Origin of the sequence: Kouleothrix sp. (assembly GCF_046328425.1) — a bacterium.
Lineage (GTDB): Bacteria > Chloroflexota > Chloroflexia > Chloroflexales > Roseiflexaceae > Kouleothrix.
This window is the reverse complement of the sequence record NZ_JAXLWP010000004.1, coordinates 99,720-122,675: the sequence shown is the minus strand read 5'-3', so window position 1 is coordinate 122,675 and position 22,956 is coordinate 99,720. Positions and strand designations below refer to the sequence as shown.

Sequence of the window (22,956 nt, the reverse complement as noted above, 5' to 3'; positions counted from 1 at the left end):
TCATACTGCCTCAGGCCCGTCCAGTGAGCCCGTGGCGCGCCGCCACGATCTCGGCGATGATGCTGACGGCGATCTCCTCGGGCGTATTGCCGCCGATCTTCAGGCCGATCGGCGCGTGCAGCCGCGCCAGCAGCTCGTCGGCCATGCCCTCGCCGCGCAGGCGCGCCAGGCGCTTGGCGTGGGTGCTGGGGCTGCCAAGCGCGCCGACGTAGCGCGCCGGGCTGGGCAGCGCCACCTTGAGCGCCGGGTCGTCGAGCTTGGGATCGTGCGTGAGCAGCACCACGAAGCTGTTGCTGTTGAGGCGGCCCTCGAGCGCCTCGTCGGGCCAGCGCGTCAGCAGCTCGTCGGCGTGGGCGAAGCGCTCGGGGGTTGCGAACGCGCCGCGCGCGTCGACCACGACGGTGCGGAAGCCCAGCAGCTTGGCGAAGCTGACGAGCGGGATGGCGATGTGCACCGCGCCGACGATAAACATCGTCGGCGGGGGCGGGTAGGCTTCGATAAACAGCTCGACATCGCCAGACGCGCCGGGGTAGCTGCGCGTGCCGCTCTCGGCGCGCGCCAGCATCGCCAGCATATCGGCGACGATCGCCGGCTCGGGCAGGCCGGCGCCGAGCGCGCCGATCGTCGCGCCGTCGGGGCGCGCCAGCAGCTTGGCGCCCGGCTCGGCCGCGCCGCCGACGACGGTTGCCACCGCCACGGGCTGCTCGGCGGCGATCGCGGCGGCCAGGGTATCGTAGATTGTTGTCATAGAACTATCTCAGCGGCTCGACGAACACATCGATCGTGCCGCCGCAGGCCAGCCCCACGTCCCAGGCGTCGTCGTCGGCGACGCCGAAGTGCAGCAGGCGCGCCTGGCCGGTGGTGATCGCCTCCTGGCATGCGTCGAACACCGCGCCCTCGATGCAGCCGCCGCTGACCGAGCCGGCCATGCTGCCGGCCGACGACACGGCCATCTTGGCGCCGACGCCGCGCGGCGCCGAGCCGAGCGTTTTGACGACCGTGGCGATCGCCACGTGCTCGCCGCGCGCGCGCCACTGCTCGATCGCGGGCAGTACGTCTTTCATAGGGGTTCTCCTCGCTGTTGGTGGTGCGTGCATGGTAGCACAGATCTTTTTTTTTCGCATCAGCGTGTGGCTCTTGGGGCCTACGTGGCCCCGTGCCCCGCGCCAGGAGACCGCCGCCGGCCTCCTGGACCTCGCCGACACCCAGAGATACGGTATTGTTTGTCAAGTAGGAATTTTGAGATGCTTTTCCATTTTGCCTGCGGCGGCCCGCGCCGACCTGACCACAACCAGCTCTCCCAGCGAGCAATCGCTCGGCACACCTTCAGTGCTGTGCCATTGGGTTGTGGACAGCTCCGCGCAGGCGTTGCTCTGCCGCGCTCACCTCATCCGCTCGCTTCACCCGCTTTGCCTCCCGTAGTGCGGGTCAAACGCCTGTCCTTTCGTCACTACCGCATACGCCAGTCGCAGCAGCTTGTGCGCACAAGCACAGCGCGCCACTTTCGTCGGCTTGCCCGCTGCTCGCAATCGCTCATACTGCCCACGTATCACTGGATTGTGCCGTGCAGCACTCAACGTTGCCATATACAAGGCGGTTCGCAAGCGCGCGTTTCCAGCGTGCCCAATCTGCCGTCGTCCGCGCACACTTGTGCCCGACTCTCGCGCCAGCGGCACCACCCCGGCGTAGGCGGCTGCCGCTTCGGCCGACACACAGGCCGTAAAGTTCAGCGTGCCGACCAGCAGCCAGGCGCTTGTGATCAGCCCGATACCTTTGATGCTCCCCAGCAATGCGGCACTCTCTGCCCAAGCACCCTCCTGCAACACCGTCGCAATCTCCGTCTCCAGCGTCTCCAGTTGCCGCTCACATTCTGTCACAACCGTGTCCAAAGCCGCGAGTGCGGCTGGGATCGTCACTGGCCACTGCTCAAGCGCATGGCGCTGATTGCGTGCCTGCTGACGCATCGTCAGCAAGCCATCGCGCACCAGCAGCCGCTGGCGCAACTCGTGATAGACCTGCTCAGGCGGTGTCCAGCGCGACGGTTGACGTTCAACAGCAAACAGGGTCAACAGCTGAGCATCAAGCGCATCGGTTTTGGCGCGCCGGGGCAGAGAGCGGCCGAAAGCGTGGACGTGGGCGGGATTGACGACACTGACCGCATAGCCAGCTTGGTGAAGCGTGACCGCCAGCGTGATCCAGTAGCTGCCAGTGGCTTCGAGCACAATCAGCGTCTGGGCTGGCGGGACAGCCGTGCTGGCGAGTGCGGCTTGGAAGGCGGCAAAGCCCTCAGGAGTTTGGGGAAAGGTACGCGCACGCTGAGGCGGCGAGCCAGCTGGGCTCCAGGTCGCGGCGAAGGAGGCGGCAGCAATGTCGACGCCGACAAACAGGCAATAGTCAGAAGCAGATGCATTCATAGGTCACCAAAGCTGAAAAGGAAATCAATTCCACGGATAGCGCCCTCGTTCCTCGTGATACGTGGTCAGAGCCACACGATACGGTTCTGAGTGAGGCTATCCAAGGTGGTGGGGGCACAATCTCTGGGACGCGGTCAAAGCCGCACGGGTACCCACTGCCTCACCACCACCCGGAACACTTTCATTATACGAGGGTACCCGGCTTCGCCCCTGGACCCCTGAAAGAAAGCGGATGCATATGCGAGCATCGTGGCGCATGCCTTGTGGCGCGCCAACACGTGCGTTTCCCACCCAAGGCGCGAGAGTGGCACATCACAGCTAGCCCGCCTGCTCATCGCCCGGCGCGGCTGTATCGGCACCACCAGGGCATGAGCCACTCCGGCTGAAGCGGCCCCTAACCGCGGAGCGCGAGGGCGCGCAGCCCTCGCAGCAGCCGTGCCGCAGAGCACGAGGGCGCGCAGCCCTCGCAGCAGCCGTGCCGCAGAGCACGAAAGCCTGCCGCAGAGCGCGAGGGCGCGCAGCCCTCGCAGCAGCCGTGCCGCAGAGCGCGAGGGCGCGCAGCCCTCGCACCAGCCCGCACAACCAGATTTGGTATACTACGCCCCGTGCAACGGCAATACTGCGCCCGCCACCGGGCCGACGAGGAAAACAATGCCATACGAAACCCTGCCGCCGCAGAACTTCCTGGGGCTGGACGACGAGCATAGCGCCTACGACACCAGCGCCGCGCTGGTGCTGCCCATCCCCTACGAGGGCACGGTGAGCTACGGCCAGGGCACCCGCGAGGGGCCGCGCGCCATCCTTGAGGCCTCGCGCCAAGTCGAGCTGTACGACCGCGAGCTAGACGACGAGGTGGCGCTGAGCTACGGCATCCACACGCTGCCGGCGATCGCGCCGGTGGTGAGCGGCCCCGCCGCCATGGTCGACGCGATCGCCGCCTACGCCGAGGAGCAGCTGCGCAGCGGCAAGCTGCTGGTGGGCCTTGGCGGCGAGCACACGGTGTCGGCGGGGATGGCCCGCGCGGTGCGCGCGGTGCACGGCGAGTTCGTGATGGTGCAGATCGACGCGCACAGCGACCTGCGCGACGAGTACGAGGGCAGCCCGTACAGCCACGCCAGCATCGCCCGCCGAGTGTTCGACATGGGCGCGACGATTGTGCAGTTCGGCATCCGCTCGGTGTGCCGCGAGGAGATCGATCTGATCCGCGCCGAGCCCGAGCGCCTGCGCGTGTGGTTCGCCGAAGATGTGCACGCCGGCGGGCACCTGGCGCCGCTGGCCGATCTGGTGCGCGGCAAAAAGGTGTTCCTGACGATCGACCTCGACGGGTTCGACCCGGCGCTGGTGGCGGCCACCGGCACGCCCGAGCCGAATGGCCTGAGCTGGAGCGAGGGGCTCGATATTATCCGCACGGTTGCGCGCGAGGCGAATGTGGTGGCGCTCGACTGCGTCGAGCTGGCGCCGCTGCCAGGCCAGCACGCCAGCGACTTTCTGGCCGCCAAGCTGGTGTACAAGGCGATTGGGCTGGCGCTGGCAAATCGCAAGTAATACCAAATTTGGCGGATCGCTTGGATTATGGTGGGGGTTCGGGGGCGGCGAAGCCGCCTCGAATTCTTTTTCTTGTGCGGCGCCCGGCAAAGCCGGGTCGCCAAAAACACAAGTAATCAAACGGAGTTGATATAACCAAGCTTCTTGACGCAAAGACGCACAGACGCAGAGATACAATCGTTGCGTTAAAAAGGGAGGCTACGCGCTGGCGGCCATGCCGCCGTTCTGCTCGCGGCGGGCCTCGATCACGTCGGGCAGGCGGTTGAGCTTGTCGAGGATGTGCGAGAGCTGCGAGATGCTCTGGATGAGCATCGTCACATTCAGCACCGCGCGGTCGGGCTTGCGCGTGGGCACCTGCTGCACTTCCTGGATGTTGATGCCGGCGTCGGCGACGGTGCCCGAGATATCGCGCCACAGGCCGACGCGGTCCCACGCCTCGACGCGCACCAGCACCGGGTGGCCGTGCTGCGGGCTGGCCTCGCCCCACGTCACCTCGACCAGCCGGGCGCAGTCGCGCTCGTTGATCACCGTGCGGCAGTCGGCGCGGTGCACGGTGATGCCCTTGCCGCGCGTCACGAAGCCCAGGATCGGCTCGCCGACGACCGGGTTGCAGCACTTGGCCAGGCGCGTCAGCACGCCGTCGACGCCGCGCACCGAGATGCCTTTGGCGTCGGTCTTGCGCTCGGGCTGCGGCGCCACCTGCGGCAGGTCGGCCAGCTCTTCCTCGTGGCGGGTGCGCTGCGCCAGGATGCGCTGCACCAGCGTGCGCGCGGTTACGTCGCCGCTGCCGATGTTGGCGAACAGATCTTCGATCGTGCGCGCGCCCGAGAGCTGGGCGATCTCTTCGTAGGGGATGCTCAGGCCCAGCCGCTTCAGCTCTTTCTCGAGCAGGTCGCGCCCGGCCGACTCGTTCTCGTCGCGGCGCTGGCGCTTGAAGTAGCGCCGGATGTGGTTGCGCGCGCCCGACGTCTGCACGAAGTTCAGCCAGTCGCGGCTTGGCCCGCGCGCGTTCTTGGTGGTCATGATCTGCACGATCTCACCGCTCTGCAGCTGGTAGTCGAGCGGGACCATGCGGTTGTTGACTTTGGCGCCGACGCAGCGGTTGCCAACCTCGGAGTGGATACGGAAGGCGAAATCGACCGGCGTGGAGCCGACCGGCAGGTCGATGATCTTGCCCTTGGGCGTGAAGATATACACCTGCTCGTCGAGCACGTCGGAGGTGATCGACTCGACGAACTCGCGCGCGTCGGTCAGGTCGCGGCGCCACTCGATCAGGCCGCGCAGCCAGGCCAGCTTGGCCTCGAACGACGCGTCGGAGCGGCCAAAGCCCTCTTTGTAGCGCCAGTGCGCGGCGATGCCGTGCTCGGCCACCTCGTGCATATTCTGGGTGCGGATCTGGATCTCGCAGGGCTGGCCGCCGGGGATCAGCACGGTGGTGTGCAGCGACTGGTACATGCTCTCTTTGGGGTTGGCGATGTAGTCGTCGAACTCGCCCGGCACCGGCGGCCACATGCCGTGGGCGATGCCCAGCACCTGGTAGCAATCGCCGACGGTGTTGACGATCACGCGCACGGCCAGCTGGTCGTAGATCTGGTCGAGGCTGACGCCCTTGCGCTCCATCTTGCGGTAGATCGAGTAGATATGCTTGGGCCGGCCGGTGATGTCGGCCTTGATGCCCTCTTTCTCGAGCGCCTGGCGCAGCCGGCCGATCACGCGCTGGATGATCTTCTCGCGCGCGTCGCGGCGCAGCGCCAGCTGCCGGCTGATCTCCTGGTACTTATCCGGGTTCAGCACCGCGAACGATTTGTCTTCCAGCTCCCACTTCATCTGCCAGATGCCCAGCCGGTGCGCCAGCGGCGCGTAGATGTCGAGCGTCTCGCGCGCGTTGCGCTGCTGGCTCTCGGGCTTCATGGCGGCGATCGTGCGCATGTTGTGCAGCCGGTCGGCCAGCTTCACCAGCACCACGCGCGGGTCGTCGGCCATGGCGATGAACATCTTGCGGTAGGTGCCGACCTGCGCGTCTTCTTTCGTCTGCGCCTCGAGCGCCGAGAGCTTGGTGACGCCGTCGACCAGGTGCGCGACCTCGCCGCCAAAGGTCAGGTCGACCTGCTCTTTGGTGATCGAGGTATCTTCGACGACGTCGTGCAGCAGCGCTGCGGCGATCGACGCGACGTCGAGCCGCAGGTCGAGCAGCAGGTTGGCGACGGCCACCGGGTGGTCGATGTACGGCTCGCCCGAGACGCGCTTCTGGGGTTTGTGGGCCTCGTGGGCGATGGCGTAGGCGCGCCGAATCGTCGTCAGGTCGCGGTCGAGCGTGGCGCTGTTCTGCTGGTAGCCGCCGAAGCGCTGCGCCAGGTCGTTCGCCACCGCATTATGCATAAACTCAGGGTCGGCGCGCAGGGGCTGAACCTGTGGCGCGGCGGCGCGACGGGGGCTGCGAGGGGGGTCGGTCGCGGCGTCATTGCCGAGCGCGGCCGGTGCGGTGATCGCGTCCATACGGCGTTTTCTGGCGTGGCGCCCCTGGTGCAGGTTGCCGGCGAGCCGTGCCCCGGCCGCGGCGATGTTGGGCGCTGGTTTGGTAGCGGGTAGAATAGCATGGGGGGTGGGGGTTGTCAAGGCATCCACGCCCGCGCAGGGCTCGTGCAACGTCTTTCGACCCCTCCCCTGCCCGCTTCCCTGTCAGGGTGATACCAAATTCGCTTGATGACTTACACTTTGGTGGGGGTTTGGGGCGGCGAAGCCGCCCCTTCATTTTCTTGTGCGGCGCCCGGCAAAGCCGGGCGCCGCACAAGAAAACACAAGTAATCAAACGGAGTTGGTATGAGAGAAACACATCTGGCTGGTGGTGAGGTCGCGCCCGCGACCTCACCACACAGCCAACAATTTGCCCGAGCCATGAGGACATCGCACGGCAGCATACAGGGCGGCGGCGCAACGTGGTACAATCAGGGACGATCCGCCGCTTATCAGAAAAGGTGCCGCTTGCCTCGCCGCAGCTCTCCTCAGCAGCTCGCCGCGCGCCCATACGACGCGCGCGTGCAGACGATCGAGATCCACAGCGCCGCGCTTGGCGTCGCCAAGCGGCTGTTCGTGTACCTGCCGCCCGACCTGCCGCCGGGCGCGCGCGCGCCGTCGGTCTACTTTCTGCGCGGCCACGAGCGCGAGTGGATCAACCCGGCCGAAGACCAGAGCCGCGACGGCGCGAATGTGATCGACGCCTACCTGCGCCTGCGCGCGGCCGGCCGCCTCGGCCCGCTGATCCTGGTGTTCCCCGGCCTCGCCAGCGACGACAACACCGTGCCCAGCGTGCTGGTGAACATGCGCGCGCCGCAGCTGGCCAACGGCGCGCCGGGCATCGGCAGCGGGCGCTTCGCCGATTATTTCTTCGACGAGCTGATCCCGTACGTCGACGCGCACTTCCCGACCATGGGCGCGGGGCGCGCGCGCGGCCTGATTGGCTTTTCGCTGGGCGGCTTTATGGCCGCCAAGGCCGCGGCCGAGCGGCCCGACCTGTTCGCCAGCGCCGGCGCCTACGACGGCACGTTCCTCTACGCGGCCGATCGCGGCCGGCGGGTGCGCGCCGCCGACAGCGTGATCCGCAACCCGATGTTCGACGCGGCCTTTGGCGTGCCGCGCGACACGCGCTTTATCGCCCACAGCAGCCCGGCCAACCTGATCGTGCGCGGCGACGTGGCGGCGCTGGCGCGGGTGACGTGGCTGATCGGCTATGGCCCCGAGCGCCACGAGCCCTGGCAGGCCAACTTCTACCGCGGCGAGCACCTGGTGGCCTGCCTGGCGGCGCGCGGGCTGGCTAACGCGCTGCCGCACCAGCAGTTTGGCGCGGGCGACCACACCTGGCGCACCGCTGATACGTTCGCCGAGCTGACGCTGCCGCTGCACGAGCAGGCGCTGCGCGCGGCGGCGCTGGAGCAGGGCTGATGCTAGGCGCCCAGATGGCCGCGCACAAACGCCTGCACCCCGGCGTCCTGGTAGTAGCTGGAATGATCGACCGACGCGCGAAACTGCTGATCGGCGGTAAACGCGCGCGAGCTGGCGTCGATCTCGAGCGCGCTGGCGGTGTGCACCACTAGGTCGTTCGGCTCGCCCATGAACACCTGCATGGCCAGCGACGCGAACGCCTGCCGGAAGCCCTGCTGCGCCACGTTGGCGATTGCGAAGGTGGAGGTGACGGCGGCGTAGGGCACGCGCTCGTCGAGGCCGGGTGCGTCGGGCTGGTTGAGCTGCTGCAGCACCGCGCTGCCCGGCGTCATCGCGCCGATGCCGGGCAGGTCGAACGTGCTCTGCGCGGCGGCCTTCAGCACGAACTCGAGCAGCTTCGGCGCCCAGAACGCCCCGCCGCCCAGCGAGATCAGCCAGCTGCCGAGCGTCAGCCCCAGCGACACCAGCCGATCCCAGCGCTCGGGCTCGGCCAGGCGCGTGCCGGCGTGCGGCGAGCCGGCGGTGAGCAGCCGGCGCGGCTGGAGCTTGGGCTGCCATTCGAGCAGCTCGACCAGGCTGCGCACCACCAGGCCGCCGCGGCTGTGCGCCACCAGGTCGGCGCTCAGGCGCAGGTCGTCGGGGATCATGGCCAGCAGCGCCTGGGCGTTTTCGAGCGGCGTGAGCGTGGCGGTGGGGTGATCGTAGCTGAGCACCGCGTCGTAGCCGGGCGCCAGCTCGGGCACGAACCTGGCGCCGCCGCTGCCGGCGGTGGAGCTGCCAAAGCCGTGGACGTACAGCAGCACGCGGTGGTCGGCGCCGGGCGGCAGCAGTGCGCGCCAGGCCTCGAAGCCTTCGAGCGGCGCGAAGCCGCCAGGGCGCCAGGCCTGCACCTGGGCCGCCGGCTCGAAGCGGCGCACCGCCGCCAGCAGCGCCTTGTCGATCGGGCTGCGCAGCACCTGCAGCACGCGCTTGGTGACGGCGTCGGCCACTGCCCCGCCCACCGCGTCGCCGAGGCCCAGCGTCCGCGGGCGCGGACGCGGGTCGGGCGCGCCGCCGCCGGCCACCTGGTGGATCGGGAAGCGCAACACGCCGGGCTGGTCGTCGCCGAGCGTGCGCGTGGCGCCGGGCTGGCGGTCGGGCAGCGTCACATCGTAGATCACGCCGTCGGCGGTGTGCACCTCTTGCAGCAGCGCGTACACCGCCGGCTCGGCCGGCTGGTACTCGAGCGCGCCGTCGGCGGATGCGTCGCCGAGCGTGCGCGCGCCGGGGCGGGCCTTCACGTCGAGGACTATCGCCGGCTCGGCCGGCTTGAACAGGCTCAGCGGCGCGGTGATCGCCGGCTTATCGCCAAGCACCGCGCCGCTCTTTGGCGCGACCTGCGCGTTGCCCTGCCAGCCGGCAGCCGGCCGCAGCTTCAGGCGCGGCGTCAGCGCGACCGGCGGGGAGTTTGGGGGAATGGTGGGCATGATGACCTCCTGGTATGCGTCGGCTCACTCATCCAGTGGTTGCACCATTGTACCATCGGGCAATAAAAATGTTTCAGGGGGCCTGGTTACCCAGACCCCCTGAAACAAGAGAAGAGAGGAGAAGGAGATATTGCGATTATAGCATACCTTAAAGAGTTTGCAAGCACTTTGTTGGCGTTGATGGCATAGAACGTGCTGAAGCGCGGCGCGCTGCGGCAGAGCGGAGCAGATTGCTATGAGCTGGATCTACCACTTGGCGCCGGCGGCGCGCTGGCGCGATTGGCCGGAGGGCCAGGCGTACCTGCCGGCCGAGTTCGCCGCCGATGGGTTTGTGCACTGCACGGCCGGCGAGGATGTGATGCTGAAGGTCGCGAACGCGTTCTACCGCGCCGTGCCGGGCGAGTTCGTGCTGCTGACGATCGACCCGGCCCGCCTGAGCGCGCCGCTGCGCTGGGAGCCGCCGGCCGACCCGGCGCCGAACGCCGGGCCGCCGCTGGCGCCGCTGTTCCCGCACGTCTACGGCCCGCTCGACCGCGCGGCGATCGTGGCGGTGCGCGCGGCCCGGCGCGCCGAGGACGGGGCGTTTGTGGAGTGGTGAAAACACTGCCATTCTAACCCACCACCCGCGCGCCGGCGTGTAATATCCACACAATATCCCCAACGTCACCAATTCATCAATCGAACATCCTTGCTGTTGCCTTGAGATAGCAGTGCCGATTTTCTTATGATATAGGCACGTCGATGGGTTTTGTGAAGTGCAAGGAGGTTCGATATGTACGTGCAAGGAATTAGCGGCGACCAGGTTATCCTGGCGTGCTTGGCGGCGATATGCGCGTTCTTCATGGCGCGGCAGCTGCTGGCGCTGCTCGGCCTGCTTGTCGGGGTGGTGGCGCGCGTCGGCGTGTTGGTGCTGGGCGCGGCAGTGCTGTATGTGCTTGCTCGTGGCCTGGGCGGATAGCCTACGTTCAAGCTGCTTACGTCAACGCGGGCGGATGCCGGCGAACCTCCTTCCTCACGTAGCGCTATGTAAAACGTTTGCTCGGCTCATACGCTGTTCGCTTGATCACGTATAGATTGTTTGCACGACGTGGCTTCGCCACGTCGTGCAACACAAAAGCAGGGCGGCGGCTTGCCCCCAAACCCCCACCAAGTAGAGGCTCTAACCCACCACCCGCGCGCCGGCGCCGGCGCCATTGGCGATCGTGAACTGCACGCCCGGCAGCGCGCCCAGCCGCCGCGCAACCTCGTCGCGGTCGCCGTCGGCGCAGATCACGTGGACATTCGGGCCGGCGTCGATCGTGAAGTAGGCCGCCAGCCCGCCCTCGCGCCAGGCGCGCACGGCGTGGATGATCTCGAGCGTGCCGGCGTTCCAGTAGAACGACGGCGGCGACGAGGTCATGCACACCGCGTGCATCGACACCGCGTCGGCCTCCATGGTCGCGCCTAGCAGCTCGAGGTCGCGCCGCGCGATTGCGTCGCGCGCGGCGGCCAGCCGCGCCGGGATCTCGGCCAGCCGCGCCGGGAAGTAGGCGCTGGTTGCGGCGAGCTGGTGGTTCTCGGCGCTGCCGATCTTTTTGGCCCCGGCATCCACCACCGCAACCACGTCGGCCAGCGCCCAGTGCTCGGGCGGCGCCAGGCTCACCGCGTACGATTCCTCGTCCCAGCGCGCGGCGTCGAACGGGCCCTCGGGGATACGCCACTCGACATAGCCGGTGGGGATCGAGCGGCATGCTGACCCCGACCCGCCCCGCCGCGTCAGCACCGTCAGCTGGCGCTCGTCGAGATCGAGCCCCAGCGCGGTGGCGCCGGCCAGCGTGAGCGCCGCAAACGCCGCCGCCGACGAGGCGATGCCCGCGTCGGACGGGAAGGTGTTGGCCGAGTCGACGCGCGCGCAGGTGGCCACGCCCGCTAGCGCGCGCAGCCGGCCGAGCTGGGCCACCACGCGCTCGCGCGGCCGGCCGCTGGCGGCCTCGGCGGCGCGCCCGTACAGCGCGATCGTCACCTCGTCGTCGCGCAGCTCGGGGTCGAATGTGACCGTGGTGGTGGTGAGGCAGCTGTCGAGGTTCAGCGAGATCGAGCCGTTGAACGGCAGCGTGCGCGCTGCATCCTGCACGCCCCAGTACTTGATGAAGGCGATGTTCGCGGGCGCCACCGCCGTGGCGGATCTGATCGTGCTCATTGGTGTGCTTTCATTTACAGTACTTACGCGGTGCCCTCTCGCGTGGGGGCTCGGAGGGCGCAAGCCCTCCAGTATCACTCTTTTGGCTGGTCGCGGCCACCGCCGTAGCCGCGACCAGCCAAAAAGAGGCGAGCGCGGTGCCGCCCCGAACCCCCACCGCGTAGCTCGTGTCATGTACAGTACTTACAGGGACGCAGTCCTTCCAAACCACCCTTTTCAGACTGCTTCTAAGCATACCACACCGCGCGGATTGCGCGGCGGCTGCCGGGGTTTGCCAGGGCTGATGCGGCGTTGGCCCTCACCCCCTTACCCCCTTCTCCCGCGCGCGGGAGAGGGGGGTAAGGGGGTGAGTGCGGTCGCAGCCGCGACCGCACCTCACAGCCAGTTGAGCAATCACCAACACGACATACACGCTCTTGGTGTCTTCTGTGGCTACGTCTCAGGCAATTTCTGAGCGGCTTGCACACTACTCCGAGAACCTGTCTGCAAAGCCTGTATACCACCAAGGCGCCAAGCGGTTCTACGCTGAGCAATCACCAACACGACATATACGCTCTTGGTGTCTTGGTGTCTTGGTGGCTACGTCTCAGGCAATTTCTGAGCAGCGACTTGCACACTACTCCGAGAACCTGTCTGCAAAGCCTGTGTACCACCAAGGCGCCAAGCGGTTCTACGCTGAGCAATCACCAACACGACATACACGCTCTTGGTGTCTTGGTGTCTTGGTGGCTACGTCTCAGGCAATTTCTGAGCAGCGACTTGCAAAGTCCCCGGAGGGGCTTGCAAAGTCCCCGGAAGGGCTTGCAAAATCCCCGGAGGGGCTTGCAAAATCCCCGGAAGGGCTTGCAAAGTCCCCGGAGGGGCTTGCAAAATCCCCGGAGGGGCTTGCAAAATACTCGGAAGGGCCTGCAAAGTGGTGCGAAGGGCTTGCAAAGTCCAGCGATGGGCTTGCCCGGTTCTCTCAGCATTGTCTCATCTTCCGGCGGTGAAAAAATGCTATAGTTACCGCACACTGTTCTCTTCCACGGAGCCCTGCGCGCGCCTTGGCGTGTTGATCGCTATTCCTTGCGGTTAGGAAGGGGCATGAACCAACCGACGACCACTCGATTGGAGCGCTGGCGCAGCCGCCTCGCGCGCGGCCGCGCGCTTGCCCGCAAGGCCGCGCCGTTTGCCTCGGGCGTGCTGGCGGCGCTGGTGGCGCTGCTGCTGTACGGCCTGCTGTTCCCCGCGCCGCAGCCGCTCACCGCCGGCCAGGTGAATGAGTCGATCGCGCAGGCGATGGCCTCGGCTACGCCGCCGGCCGCCTACTCGGCGCGGGTGTACGCCGCGATCCAGCCCTCGCTCGTGCTGATCCAGACGCAGGCGCATAGCAGCGCCGACGAGGCCGAGCAGGGGCTTGGCAGCGGCGTGGTGATCGACGACCGCGGCGACATCCTCACCAGCCTGCACGTCGTGGCCGGCGCCGACGATATCAGCCTTACGTTTGCCGACGGCAGCCGCTCGGGCGCGCAGGTGGTGGCTACCCAGCCCAACCACGATATCGCCGTGCTGCGCGCCACCGAGCCGCCGCAGCAGCTTGTGCCGGCGACGCTGGGCAACCCCAACGCAATGCACGTCGGCGACGAGGCGTTTGTGGTCGGCCATCCGCTCGGGCTGTACGGCTCGATGAGCGCCGGCGTGATCTCGGGCTTCGACCGCTCGTTTGTGCTCTCGAACAGCGGGCGCAAGCTGGATGGCCTGATCCAGATCGACGCGGCCGTCAACCCCGGCAACTCGGGCGGGCCGCTGCTGAACCGCGACGGCCAGGTGATCGGCATTGTGGCCGGGCTGATCAACCCGACCGACCAGAATGTGTTCATTGGAATCGGCTTTGCTGTGCCGATCGACGTGGCTGGCGGCGCGGCCGGGCTACCACCTTTCTGATACGCTGTTGGCTTGATTACGTAGAGATACTGTTGCACGACGTGGCGCAGTCACGTCGTGCAACACAAAAAGAATAGAACGTACGCAGTTGGCGCGCTCAGCCTTCGGCAGAGCGGTACTTTCTTCGTGTAGTGTCTGCGGTTTTTCCGCGCGGAGCGAGGAAGCCGAACAGCGCAAGTGCGTAACTTCTAAGAGCCTGTTTGAAAAGGGGGTGCGCGAGGGGCTATGCCCTCGCACCCTCTGGCGGGTGGCGCACGAGTGGCCGCACCCGCCAGAAAAGTGGATACTTGGAGGGACTTCGTCCCTCCAAACCACCCTTTTCAAACAACTTCTAAAGAAATGCGGCGGCGGCGAAGCCGCCCCAAACCCCCACGAAAGTGTACGTGATCAAGCGAATTTGGCATGACAGCTCAAAGGAGTATACAGTGGAGTATCAGAGGAACCCCGAGAGCGCCACGGCCATGGAGCGCGTGCTGTACGAAGTCAAGAAGGTGATCGTCGGCCAGGATGCCCTGCTCGAGCGGCTGGTGGTGGCGCTGCTGGCGCGCGGCCACCTGCTGGTGGAGGGCGTGCCGGGCCTGGCCAAGACCATGGCGATCAAGACGCTGGCCGAGGCGATCGGCGGCGAGTTCAAGCGCATCCAGTTCACGCCCGACCTGGTGCCGGCCGACCTGGTGGGTACGCGGATCTACAACCAGAAGACCGGCGAGTTCAACACTGCGCTCGGGCCGGTGTTCACCAACCTGCTGCTGGCCGACGAGATCAACCGCGCGCCGGCTAAGGTGCAGAGTGCGCTGCTCGAGGTGATGCAGGAGCGCCAGGTGACGATCGGCCGCGAGACGTTCCGCGTGCCGAACCCGTTCCTGGTGCTGGCGACGCAGAACCCGATCGAGACCGAAGGCACCTACCCGCTGCCCGAGGCCCAGGTCGACCGCTTCATGCTCAAGGTGCTGGTGGGCTACCCCAGCCCCACCGAGGAGTTCGTGATCGTCGAGCGCATGACCGGCGTGCTGCAGGCGGTGCAGAAGGTGCTGACCACCGACCAGCTGCTCGATCTGCAGCAGGCCGCCGCGCGCGTGTATGTCGACCCGGCGCTGATCGAATATGCCGTGCGCATGGTTACCGCCACGCGCCAGCCGGGCGAGCACGGGCTAAAAGACCTGGAGCGCTACATCATGTTCGGCGCCAGCCCGCGCGCTTCGATCAACCTCATCCTGGGCGCGCGCGCGCTGGCGTTTGTGCGCGGCCGCGACTACGCGCTGCCGCAGGATGTGCTCGACCTGGCGATGGACGTGATGCGCCACCGCATGGTGCTCTCGTACGAGGCGCTCTCCGATAATGTCGGCGCCGACGAGCTGCTGGCGAAGATCATCGGCCGCATTCCCAAGCCGGAGGTGCCGCTCCATGAGCACACACGCGCCCGCGCCTGAGCGCATCCTGCAGCGCCTCGAATGGCAGGTGATCCGCCGGCTCGACGGGCTGCTGCAGGGCGACTACCGCAGCCTGTTCTATGGCTATGGCGTCGACTTCGCCGACCTGCGTGAGTACCAGCCGACCGACGATATTCGCTACATCGACTGGAACGTGACCGCGCGCATGGACGCGCCGTATGTGCGCCAGTATGTCGAAGATCGCGAGATCACCGCCTGGTTCCTGCTGGATCTCAGCCCGTCGATGGACTTCGGCACCGCGCCGAGCCTCAAGCGCGGCGTGCTGATCGACCTGGTGGCGACGATCGCGCGGCTGCTGACGCGCCACGGCAACCGCGTCGGCGCGATCTTCTATGGCGGCCGGGTCGAGCGCACCGTGCCGGCGCGCGGCGGGCGGCTGCAGGTGCTGCGCCTGCTGAACGACCTGCTGCGCCAGCCGCAGCTGCCCAAGGCGCCGCCCACCAACCTGGCGCCGCTGCTGGCGGCCGGGCTCGGCACAATCAAGCAGCGCTCGCTGGTGTTTGTGATCTCCGACTTCATCAGCGCGCCGGGCTGGGAGCGCCCGCTGAGCCTGCTGAACCAGCGCCACGAGGTGCTGGCCATCCGGCTGTGGGACCCGCGCGAGACCGAGCTGCCCGACGTGGGCCTGATCGTGATGGAGGACGCCGAGACCGGCGAGCAGCTGTATGTCGACACGCACGATCCGCAGTTTCGGCGGCGCTTCGCGGCGGCGGCGCGCGAGCGCGAGGCGGCGCTGGCCGAGGCGTTCAAGCGCGCCGGCGTCGACGTGCTGAGCCTGGCGACCGACGAAGACCTGGCGCGCGCGATCGTGCGCTTCGCGACCCTGCGGCGGCAGCGCCGCAGGTAAAAGCTTTACGGGAACAGCTATGTCGTTTATCTGGCCTGTGATGCTGGTTTCGCTGCTGCTGCTGCCGCTGTTCGCGTGGCAGTACCTGCGGGGCCAGCGGCGGCGCCGGCAGATCGCCGCAAGCTACGGCGGGTTCGGGCTGGCGCAGGCTGCCGGCGGCGCGCGGCTGGGCGCGCGGCGGCACGTTCCGCCGGCGCTGTTTCTGCTGGGCCTGGGCGTGCTGCTGGTGGCGCTGGCGCGGCCGCAGGCGGTGCTCAGCCTGCCGCGGATCGAAGGCACCGTCATCCTGGCGTTCGACGTGTCGGGCAGCATGGCCGCCGACGACATCAAGCCGACGCGCATGGAGGCGGCCAAAACCGCCGCGCGCGCGTTTGTCGAGCGCCAGCCGCGCAGCGTGCAGGTGGGCGTGGTGGCGTTCAGCGATGGCGGGCTGGCGGTGCAGCCGCCCACGAACGACCAGGCGGCGATCGTGGCGGCGATCAACCGGCTGGCGCCGCAGCGCGGCACCTCGCTTGGCCAGGGCATGATCGTGGCGATCAAGGCCATCCAGGCGCTCAGCCAGCCGGCCGAGCGGCTGTACACCAACCGGACGCCCACGCCCACGGCGGTGCCGCCGGGCACGTACACCTCGGCCACGATCGTGATGCTGACCGACGGCGAGAACAACCAGGCGCCCAACCCGCTGGAGGTAGCGCGCGCCGCCGCCGAGATGGGCATCCGCATCTACACGATCGGCGTCGGCAGCCCGGCCGGCACAACGCTGCGCGCCAACGGCTTCAGCGTACACACCCAGCTCGACGCCGAGCTGCTGCAGCAGATCGCGCAGCGCACCGAGGGCGCGTACTACAACGCCGAAAGCCAGCAGGAGCTGCAGTCGATCTACGATAACCTCGATTTGCAGATGGTGATCCGCCCCGAGCCGGTGGAGATCACCGCCGCGCTGGCGGCGGCCGGCATTCTGGCCCTGCTGCTCGGCGCGGTCTGCTCGATGCTGTGGTTTGGCCGCGTGCCGTAGCGGCCCGCGCGGCGGCTTACCCCGGAGGGCGATCGATGGACTTGCTGTGGCCTGGCTTTCTGCTGCTGCTGGCGATCATTCCGCTGCTGCTGGCGGCCTACCTGTGGATGCTGCGGCGGCGGCGGCGCTTCGCGGTGCGCTACTCGAGCCTGGCGCTGGTGCGCGCGGCGATCCCGCGCCACTCGTGGCTGCGGCGGCACCTGCCGTTCGCGCTGCTGCTGGGCGCGCTTGCCAGCCTGGTGATCGCGGCGTGCCGGCCGGTGGCGATCGTCAGCGTGCCGACCAACCAGACCGTGATCTTGCTGTCGATCGACGTGTCGCGCAGCATGTGCTCGACCGATATTGCGCCCAGCCGGATCGAGGCGGCCGAGGAGGCCGCGCTGTCGTTCATCCGCAGCCAGAAATCCGGCACGCAGATCGGGATCGTGGCCTTCGCCGGCTTTGCCGAGCTGGTGCAGCCGCCAACCGCCGATCAAGACGCGCTCGAGGCCGCGGTGAAGAGCCTGACCACCGGGCGGCGCACGGCCATCGGCAGCGGCATCCTCAAGGCGCTCGACGCGATCGCCGAGGTCGATAAGAACGTGGCGCCGAGCGTCACCGACGCGACGCTGCAGGCCGCACCCACGCCAGTGCCGCAGGGGGCCTACGCGCCCGATATCATCGTGCTGCTGACCGACGGCGTCAGCAACTCAGGGCCGCAGCCGATCGAGGCGGCGCAGCAGGCTGCCGATCGTGGCGTGCGCGTGTACACGATCGGCTTCGGCACCGAGAATGGCACGCTGCCGATCTGCGCGCCACAGCTCCAGGGCGGCGGCACGCTCGATAGCAGCGCCGGCGGGTTTGGCGGCGGCGGCGGGTTTGGCGGCGGCGGCGGGTTTGGCGGCGGCGGTGGGTTTCGGCGTGGCATCGACGAAGCGACGCTGAAGGAAGTGTCGGAAATGACCGGCGGCACCTACTATGCGGCCTCAAGCGCGGGCGAGCTGCAAGATGTGTTCAACAGCCTGCCGACCTACCTGATCACCAAGCACGAAACCACCGAGATCAGCTTTGCGTTTGCGGCGGCCGGCGCGCTGCTGGCGGCGCTGGCGATCGGCCTGGCGCTGATCTGGAACCCGCTGCCCTGAGAAGCTGCCTGGAAAGGCTGGCCGCCAGGCGCCAGAGCGGGGGTGCGCGAGGGGCATGCCCCTCGCGCACCCCCGCTGTTGCCCCCAGGCTCGCGCGATCGTTCACCGCTACGAAACCTCTTGCTGGCGGATCCACATGCGCAGGCCCAGAATAACCCCCGAAATGATTGCCAGCAGCATGATGATCGGCAGCGTCCAGGAGGCCGGCTGCTTGGCCGGGGCCGGCTGGTTTGCGGCGGCGCCTGCACCGGCCGTCGCCGGGGTTGGCCGCGTGGGCAGCGAGGCGCCAGGCGCATTGCTACTCTCCGGCGGATCGACGCTCGGCACAGCCGAGGTGGGCTGGGCGGTCGCGATCAGCTGGGGCGTGATCACCACGTCGGCCTGCACCAGCGCGAGCTCGCCACTCAGCTGGCGCCGCAGCGCACTGTCGGTCAGCCCGCTGGCCGCCCAGCTCAGCTCCTGATCGTCGCGCCCGAGCACCAGCAGCACCACCCGCCGCGTGTTCCACGGCGCCGGAACAATCTGGAGGTAGCCTTGCTGCTCGGGCGGGGCGAAGTGCATCACCACCCGGCTGCGCCGATCGTCGGGGTCGTTCGTGCCGGGCGCGAACACGATCGGCAGCTGATCGGAAAGCTCGGCGAGCAGCGGCAGCGCGCGCGGCTGGCCGATCATGATCAGGTGCAGGTCGCTGCGAACTTCGCTGGCCGGCGTATCGGCGAACAGGATCGTCGGCGATACCACCTGGCTGCCGGCCATATCGGCCAAGTACATGATCATATGCTGGGCGATATTCCAGCTGTGCGGGTCGCCGGCTGGCAGCACAAACGCCAGGTTCGCCAGGTCGGGGTCGTAGCTGAACGGCGCCGGGTAGCGATCGAGCGTGAACGGCAGCTCGGGGTCGATCAAATTCTCGCGCGAGATCGAGAACATCGAGTCGTTGTGAACCGTCAGCCAGATGTCGTCGCCGCTGGGCTTGCCGCAGTCGGAGAGCGCGCGCATCAGGGCGCTGACGCTCAGCCGGTTGTCGCCGGGCTTGAGCGCCGTCGTTGGCAGGCGCATCGTTACAACCCGGCCCTGCGCATTATCGTCGTCGAGGCGAATATTGCCCACGACAGTGCCGTTGAGCTCGATCGTGACGTTTGACAGGCCGCCGTTGAGCAGCGCCGAGTGCGCGATCGAGATGTTCAGGGTGCCGCTGCTGAAGCGCGCCTGCCGGGCCGTCAGCGTGAAGTGCGCGTCGGCCGAGCTGGTGCCCAGGCCGCGCAGCGTGATGTCGGGCACGCGCAGCATGGCGAATGTCGCCCGGTCGAGCGGGAAGTCGGCCGTCTGGCTGGCGCGCACGGCCGAGACGATCGCAACCGCGCGCTGCGGCTGGGCCTGCTCGTGCAGGGTATCGAGGCCCTGCGCGCCGCGCAGCACCGCCGTCGGCGTGGCCCCGCTCACCAGCAGCAGCGCGTGCTGGCTATTCCACGGCGAGACGGCGATCTGCACCACGCCATCGTCGTCGCCGACCGGCAGTGAAGGAAAGTGATCGTCTCGCGGCTGCGCCGGCAGCGTCACGCCGCTGAGCAGCGGCAGCCGGCTGGGCTGGCCGACAAGCACCACGTGCGTGGCGGCACGCTGATCGTCGCTCAGGTCGTTGGCCTGCACCAGCGCGAGCGGCGCGTTTTTGTCGATATCGCGCAGGCTCGTCGATACCGCAAACGCCGCCGCCAGCTCGGCCGTCGTCGGCTGCTGCGGCACCACCACGGTGATCCCCTGCACGTCGAAGCTCTGCTCGATCAGCGGGAATGGGTAGTCCATCAGGTCGGGCTGGATCGAGCGCAGCGTATGCGGCAGCACCAGCGAGCTATTATTGAAGATCGTGACTTCAACCGGCGAGAGGCCGATGCAGTCGATATTGTCGCTGATGGTGAAGCTAAGGGTATTGCGCGCCGAGCGCGCGGCCGCAGGGTGCAGGTCGGCGCGCGCGAGCGTGATGTCGACGCTCGAGTCCATGTCCTGGGTGATCGGGTAAAACGCGACGGTTTTGCCGTTCAGCCGGACATTCAGCGACGCGACGTACGCGCTGGTCTTGCTGGTGTCGGAACCCTGTGCCGCCACCATGGGGCCGGTGATCTTCACGGCGTAGTGCAGCCGCATTTTAGTGTCGGGCTGCAGATCCCACGTCGAAGGAAGCGTAAAGAAGACTTTTGCCTCGTCGGTGGAGCTGCGCAGGGTGTGGTCCTGAAAGCCGAGCTGCATCAGCTGCACTTCGTCGTCGGCTACGTCGAGGCTGCCCGTGCGCGGCTGTGGGCTGGCGTGCGCGCCGGTGGCGGGCACGGCGCCGAGGCAGAGCGCGCCTATCAGCGCGATCAACCCAATGCGAATGCATCTTATACGATAAATCAATAATTTTGTTAGCATGCGAGTAGCTCCGCTGTTGTTGCAATATACTGTTCGTTTGTGCTCGGAAAGCAACTTCGCCGTTATACCGACATATAAAAACAAATCGATACGCCGTATGTGGGGCGTATCGATGAAATAATTGATATTTCGCAACGTTATTTTGCTATATTGGGTATTATATCATTATTTTATTGTGCTCGTGCTATTGTTTGATCATTAATCCAGGGCTCGTGCAAAGTCTTTCAAATTGGTGGGGGCTCGGGGGCGGCTTTGCCGCCCGCCCCACCATAGAGCGTGTGCGGCCGCTTTACGGCGCCAAAGCACCACCGCGCAGCGGGCTAACTGCCGCCCAGGTTCAGGCTACCGAACAGCACAGTGCTGTAGCCAGGGTCGGCCCAGTTCGACCAGGAGTACGGCCGGTGCTCGAGGACCACCGGCAGGTAGGCCGGCGCGTGCCAGTGGGCGTAGGCCAGCTCCCAGCCGGAGCGATTGGTGGCGCCGACGCAGTGATCCGGGGTATAGAGCCAGGTGCAGCGCCCCGCGAAGGCGTCGAGAACGCGCGGGGCCAGGAAATCCCAGCCATTTTTCAGCCCCACGCCGCGCGGTGTCTTGTAGGTGTACAGCGAGGCGTCGCCCTGCCTGCGCATGATCTCGGCGAACACCGTCTTGACGCTCAGCGCGCCCTGGTTATAGCCGAGGCCGTCGGCGCCGCGGCGGTTCTCCTCGGTCAGCGAGCCATCGCTGCACATGCCGTAGATCCAGCTGGTATCGGCGCAGGCGTCGCTGGCGGCGGCCGCGCCGGCCTGGGCCACGCCGTCGAGCTTGAGCTTCCAGTTCGCCACCGCCGCAGCGCGCTCGGAGGGCATGCCGGCGTAGACGGCGATGCTGAGCCACAGCAGGTTGCCGGCGTCGGCCCAGTTGTTCGCGCGCTGCGCCGCGGCCTTGGCCTGGGGCAGGGCGTGGTTCTGAAGCATCGCTATCAGCTGCTGGCGGTCGGCCTCGCTCCAGCTGGGCGTGCCGTCGAGCAGGTCGGCGCCCCAGATCATCGCCGGCACCAGCCGGCTCCAATCGAGCTGGGCCTGGTCGTCGCCGGGCGTGATGCCGCTGAGGGTTGCCGACCAGGCGCGGATGAACGCCGCGCCCTTCGCGCTATAGGCCGTATCGCCGGTCAGGCGGTAGGCGAGCGCCAGCAGGTAGGCATACTCCGAAGCCTGGTTGAGGCAGTCGTAGCCGGTGCTCGTGGCATACGTCGCCTGCGCGCACGGCGTCGCGGCGAGCGCCTCGGCGGCGTCGTTGAGCAGCGACTTCACCGCGCTGCGCCCTGGCTCGACGCGCTGATCGTACTGGGCCTTGGTGACCAGCAGCTCGGCGGGCTGAATGATCATGCCCAGCGGGGCGCGCGGGCGGCTAATCATGGGGGCGAAGACCTGGAATGCGCCTTGCGTTGTGGCGCTGGCCGGCGAGGGCGGGGCCGATGGGGAGGCTGGCGGTGCGGCAAATGCTGGCAGCGCCGAGGCAAGTGCGGCAACCACTACCAGGAGCAGCGAGCCTACCGCAGTGGAACGATGCTCGGGGCGACGGTAGGAGTGCGGCAATGAGTTCTCCTTTTATTCATTTCTTAAGAAGCTGTCTGAAAGGGAAGTGCGAGGGGCTATGCCCCTCGCGCACCCTCTTTTCAAACAGGCTCTCTAGCCTCTGGAGTCTCACTCTACCATGATCGATTCGGCGGGTCAATCGGCGCGGGGCGCTGGGAGATGAATTCTTGGTCTCAATGTTTAGCCTGGGTCGCTGCCGGTGGCCACCGGGCGGGCCGGGTCGCTCGACCAGTCGCTCCACGAGCCCTCGTACAGCAGCGCGTCGGCGCGGCCGGCCAGCCACAGCGCGAACACAGCATGCGCTGCGGTGACGCCCGAGCCGCAGTAGCAGACGATCGGGTCGGCGGCGTCGGCGCCAAGCGCGAGGTAGCGCTCGCGCAGCTCGTCGGCGCTCTTCATGTGGCCGTCGGCGCGCAGGTTGCCGGCGAATGGCGCCGAGCGCGCGCCGGGGATATGCCCGGCCTGCGGGTCGATCGGCTCGACGCGGCCCTCGTAGCGCTCGGTGGCGCGCGCGTCGAGCAGCAGCGCGCGCGGCTCGCGGCGCAGCGCGTCGACGGCGGCGGCGTCGACGAGCATTGCCGGGCGCGGCACGGCGATGAACTCGGCCGGCGCGACGGCGGGCGCTGCGGTGGTGGTGGGGTAGCCGCCGGCCAGCCACGCCGGCCAGCCGCCGTCGAGCAGCGACACGCGCTCGTGGCCGAAGTAGCGCAGCAGCCACCAGAGCCGCGCGGCATACGCGCCGCCGCTGGCGTCGTAGGCCACCACGTGCGTGTCGGGGCCAATGCCCGCGCGCCCGGCGGCGGCGGCGAAGCGCTCGGGCGCCGGCAGCGGGTGGCGGCCCGGCCCCTGCCCGCGCGGCGCGGCCAGGTCGCCGTCGATGTCCATGAACACCGCGCCGGGGAGGTGCGCGGCGTCGTAGTCGGCGCGCCCGCGGTGCGGCTCGGTCAGGTACCAGCGCACGTCCACCGCGCGCACCTGCGGGTCGCCGAGGTGGTCTTTCAGCCACTCAACCGATACCAGTGGGTCTACGGTCATGTATGCACCTCGTTTCCTTAAGAGCAGGCTATCAC

General features: G+C 67.7%; 18 protein-coding genes. 9 read left to right on the top strand and 9 right to left on the bottom strand.

The window, feature by feature from the left end; genetic code table 11:
* Positions 1 to 10 precede the first annotated feature (10 nt).
* The 3 genes from U0177_RS03355 to U0177_RS03345 form a co-directional block, all read right to left on the bottom strand.
* Positions 11 to 748 (bottom strand): XdhC family protein, encoded by a 738-nt coding sequence (locus tag U0177_RS03355; protein ID WP_409569175.1) that lies wholly within the window; start codon positions 746 to 748, stop codon positions 11 to 13.
* 4 nt (positions 749 to 752) lie between these two features.
* A complete protein-coding gene (locus tag U0177_RS03350) occupies positions 753 to 1,064 on the bottom strand; it encodes an XdhC family protein (RefSeq protein WP_409569174.1) in 312 nt (103 codons plus the stop codon).
* Between the two features lie 336 nt (positions 1,065 to 1,400).
* Positions 1,401 to 2,414: an IS110 family transposase gene (locus tag U0177_RS03345; protein ID WP_409569173.1), complete on the bottom strand. Its 1,014-nt coding sequence runs from the start codon at positions 2,412 to 2,414 to the stop codon at positions 1,401 to 1,403.
* Positions 2,415 to 3,065: 651 nt separating this feature from the next.
* Here U0177_RS03345 and speB point away from each other — a divergent pair.
* On the top strand, positions 3,066 to 3,959 hold the full coding sequence (gene speB, locus U0177_RS03340; RefSeq protein WP_409569172.1) for an agmatinase: 894 nt from the start codon (positions 3,066 to 3,068) through the stop codon (positions 3,957 to 3,959).
* Positions 3,960 to 4,157: 198 nt separating this feature from the next.
* On the opposite strand, the gene U0177_RS03335 is transcribed toward speB, so the two are convergent.
* Positions 4,158 to 6,455 (bottom strand): RelA/SpoT family protein, encoded by a 2,298-nt coding sequence (locus tag U0177_RS03335; RefSeq protein WP_409569171.1) that lies wholly within the window; start codon positions 6,453 to 6,455, stop codon positions 4,158 to 4,160.
* Between the two features lie 486 nt (positions 6,456 to 6,941).
* On the opposite strand from U0177_RS03335, the gene U0177_RS03330 reads away from it, so the two are divergent.
* Positions 6,942 to 7,898: an alpha/beta hydrolase gene (locus U0177_RS03330; protein WP_409569170.1), complete on the top strand. Its 957-nt coding sequence runs from the start codon at positions 6,942 to 6,944 to the stop codon at positions 7,896 to 7,898.
* A 2-nt stretch (positions 7,899 to 7,900) separates the two neighbouring features.
* Here the strand turns inward: U0177_RS03330 and U0177_RS03325 are convergent, their stop codons facing one another.
* Positions 7,901 to 9,364: an esterase/lipase family protein gene (locus U0177_RS03325; protein WP_409569169.1), complete on the bottom strand. Its 1,464-nt coding sequence runs from the start codon at positions 9,362 to 9,364 to the stop codon at positions 7,901 to 7,903.
* A 235-nt stretch (positions 9,365 to 9,599) separates the two neighbouring features.
* Between U0177_RS03325 and U0177_RS03320 the strand changes: the two genes are divergently transcribed.
* Together U0177_RS03320 and U0177_RS03315 are read left to right on the top strand one after the other, a co-directional pair.
* A complete protein-coding gene (locus tag U0177_RS03320; protein WP_409569168.1) occupies positions 9,600 to 9,962 on the top strand; it encodes a DUF952 domain-containing protein in 363 nt (120 codons plus the stop codon).
* 174 nt (positions 9,963 to 10,136) lie between these two features.
* Positions 10,137 to 10,322 (top strand): hypothetical protein, encoded by a 186-nt coding sequence (locus tag U0177_RS03315; RefSeq protein ID WP_409569167.1) that lies wholly within the window; start codon positions 10,137 to 10,139, stop codon positions 10,320 to 10,322.
* A 201-nt stretch (positions 10,323 to 10,523) separates the two neighbouring features.
* Here U0177_RS03315 and mvaD read toward each other — a convergent pair whose 3' ends face one another.
* Positions 10,524 to 11,543 (bottom strand): diphosphomevalonate decarboxylase, encoded by a 1,020-nt coding sequence (gene mvaD, locus U0177_RS03310; protein ID WP_409569166.1) that lies wholly within the window; start codon positions 11,541 to 11,543, stop codon positions 10,524 to 10,526.
* Between the two features lie 1,083 nt (positions 11,544 to 12,626).
* Here mvaD and U0177_RS03305 point away from each other — a divergent pair.
* The 5 genes from U0177_RS03305 (at position 12,627) to U0177_RS03285 (ending at position 17,903) form a co-directional block, all read left to right on the top strand.
* The gene (locus U0177_RS03305; RefSeq protein ID WP_409569165.1) at positions 12,627 to 13,466 is read left to right on the top strand and encodes a S1C family serine protease; all 840 of its coding nucleotides are present in this window, start codon (positions 12,627 to 12,629) and stop codon (positions 13,464 to 13,466) included.
* Between the two features lie 461 nt (positions 13,467 to 13,927).
* Positions 13,928 to 14,896, top strand: coding sequence for an AAA family ATPase (locus tag U0177_RS03300; protein WP_409569452.1), 969 nt, complete (start codon positions 13,928 to 13,930; stop codon positions 14,894 to 14,896).
* A complete protein-coding gene (locus tag U0177_RS03295; RefSeq protein ID WP_409569164.1) occupies positions 14,871 to 15,764 on the top strand; it encodes a DUF58 domain-containing protein in 894 nt (297 codons plus the stop codon). The genes U0177_RS03300 and U0177_RS03295 overlap by 26 nt, the downstream gene beginning before the upstream one ends.
* 19 nt (positions 15,765 to 15,783) lie before the next feature.
* A complete protein-coding gene (locus tag U0177_RS03290) occupies positions 15,784 to 16,779 on the top strand; it encodes a vWA domain-containing protein (protein WP_409569163.1) in 996 nt (331 codons plus the stop codon).
* Between the two features lie 35 nt (positions 16,780 to 16,814).
* Positions 16,815 to 17,903: a VWA domain-containing protein gene (locus U0177_RS03285; RefSeq protein ID WP_409569162.1), complete on the top strand. Its 1,089-nt coding sequence runs from the start codon at positions 16,815 to 16,817 to the stop codon at positions 17,901 to 17,903.
* A gap of 108 nt (positions 17,904 to 18,011) precedes the next feature.
* Here the strand turns inward: U0177_RS03285 and U0177_RS03280 are convergent, their stop codons facing one another.
* The 3 genes from U0177_RS03280 to U0177_RS03270 form a co-directional block, all read right to left on the bottom strand.
* Complete coding sequence (locus tag U0177_RS03280) at positions 18,012 to 20,261, bottom strand: cellulose biosynthesis cyclic di-GMP-binding regulatory protein BcsB (RefSeq protein ID WP_409569161.1); 2,250 nt, start codon at positions 20,259 to 20,261, stop codon at positions 18,012 to 18,014.
* A 368-nt stretch (positions 20,262 to 20,629) separates the two neighbouring features.
* Entirely contained in the window at positions 20,630 to 21,886 is a 1,257-nt protein-coding gene (locus U0177_RS03275) for an alginate lyase family protein (protein WP_409569160.1), read from the bottom strand.
* 180 nt (positions 21,887 to 22,066) lie between these two features.
* Positions 22,067 to 22,921 (bottom strand): sulfurtransferase, encoded by an 855-nt coding sequence (locus tag U0177_RS03270; RefSeq protein WP_409569159.1) that lies wholly within the window; start codon positions 22,919 to 22,921, stop codon positions 22,067 to 22,069.
* Positions 22,922 to 22,956: the final 35 nt, after the last annotated feature.

Excerpts from the sequence above, each read along its gene's own strand:
- U0177_RS03295 (WP_409569164.1), top strand. The coding sequence starts at position 14,871 with ATGAGCACACACGCGCCCGCGCCTGAGCGCATCCTGCAGCGCCTCGAA.
- U0177_RS03315 (WP_409569167.1), top strand. The coding sequence starts at position 10,137 with ATGTACGTGCAAGGAATTAGCGGCGACCAGGTTATCCTGGCGTGCTTG.
- U0177_RS03285 (WP_409569162.1), top strand. The coding sequence starts at position 16,815 with ATGGACTTGCTGTGGCCTGGCTTTCTGCTGCTGCTGGCGATCATTCCG.
- speB (WP_409569172.1), top strand. The coding sequence starts at position 3,066 with ATGCCATACGAAACCCTGCCGCCGCAGAACTTCCTGGGGCTGGACGAC.
- U0177_RS03350 (WP_409569174.1), bottom strand. The coding sequence starts at position 1,064 with ATGAAAGACGTACTGCCCGCGATCGAGCAGTGGCGCGCGCGCGGCGAG.
- U0177_RS03305 (WP_409569165.1), top strand. The coding sequence starts at position 12,627 with ATGAACCAACCGACGACCACTCGATTGGAGCGCTGGCGCAGCCGCCTC.
- U0177_RS03290 (WP_409569163.1), top strand. The coding sequence starts at position 15,784 with ATGTCGTTTATCTGGCCTGTGATGCTGGTTTCGCTGCTGCTGCTGCCG.
- mvaD (WP_409569166.1), bottom strand. The coding sequence starts at position 11,543 with ATGAGCACGATCAGATCCGCCACGGCGGTGGCGCCCGCGAACATCGCC.
- U0177_RS03325 (WP_409569169.1), bottom strand. The coding sequence starts at position 9,364 with ATGCCCACCATTCCCCCAAACTCCCCGCCGGTCGCGCTGACGCCGCGC.
- U0177_RS03270 (WP_409569159.1), bottom strand. The coding sequence starts at position 22,921 with ATGACCGTAGACCCACTGGTATCGGTTGAGTGGCTGAAAGACCACCTC.
- U0177_RS03355 (WP_409569175.1), bottom strand. The coding sequence starts at position 748 with ATGACAACAATCTACGATACCCTGGCCGCCGCGATCGCCGCCGAGCAG.
- U0177_RS03320 (WP_409569168.1), top strand. The coding sequence starts at position 9,600 with ATGAGCTGGATCTACCACTTGGCGCCGGCGGCGCGCTGGCGCGATTGG.
- U0177_RS03300 (WP_409569452.1), top strand. The coding sequence starts at position 13,928 with ATGGAGCGCGTGCTGTACGAAGTCAAGAAGGTGATCGTCGGCCAGGAT.
- U0177_RS03335 (WP_409569171.1), bottom strand. The coding sequence starts at position 6,455 with ATGGACGCGATCACCGCACCGGCCGCGCTCGGCAATGACGCCGCGACC.
- U0177_RS03345 (WP_409569173.1), bottom strand. The coding sequence starts at position 2,414 with ATGAATGCATCTGCTTCTGACTATTGCCTGTTTGTCGGCGTCGACATT.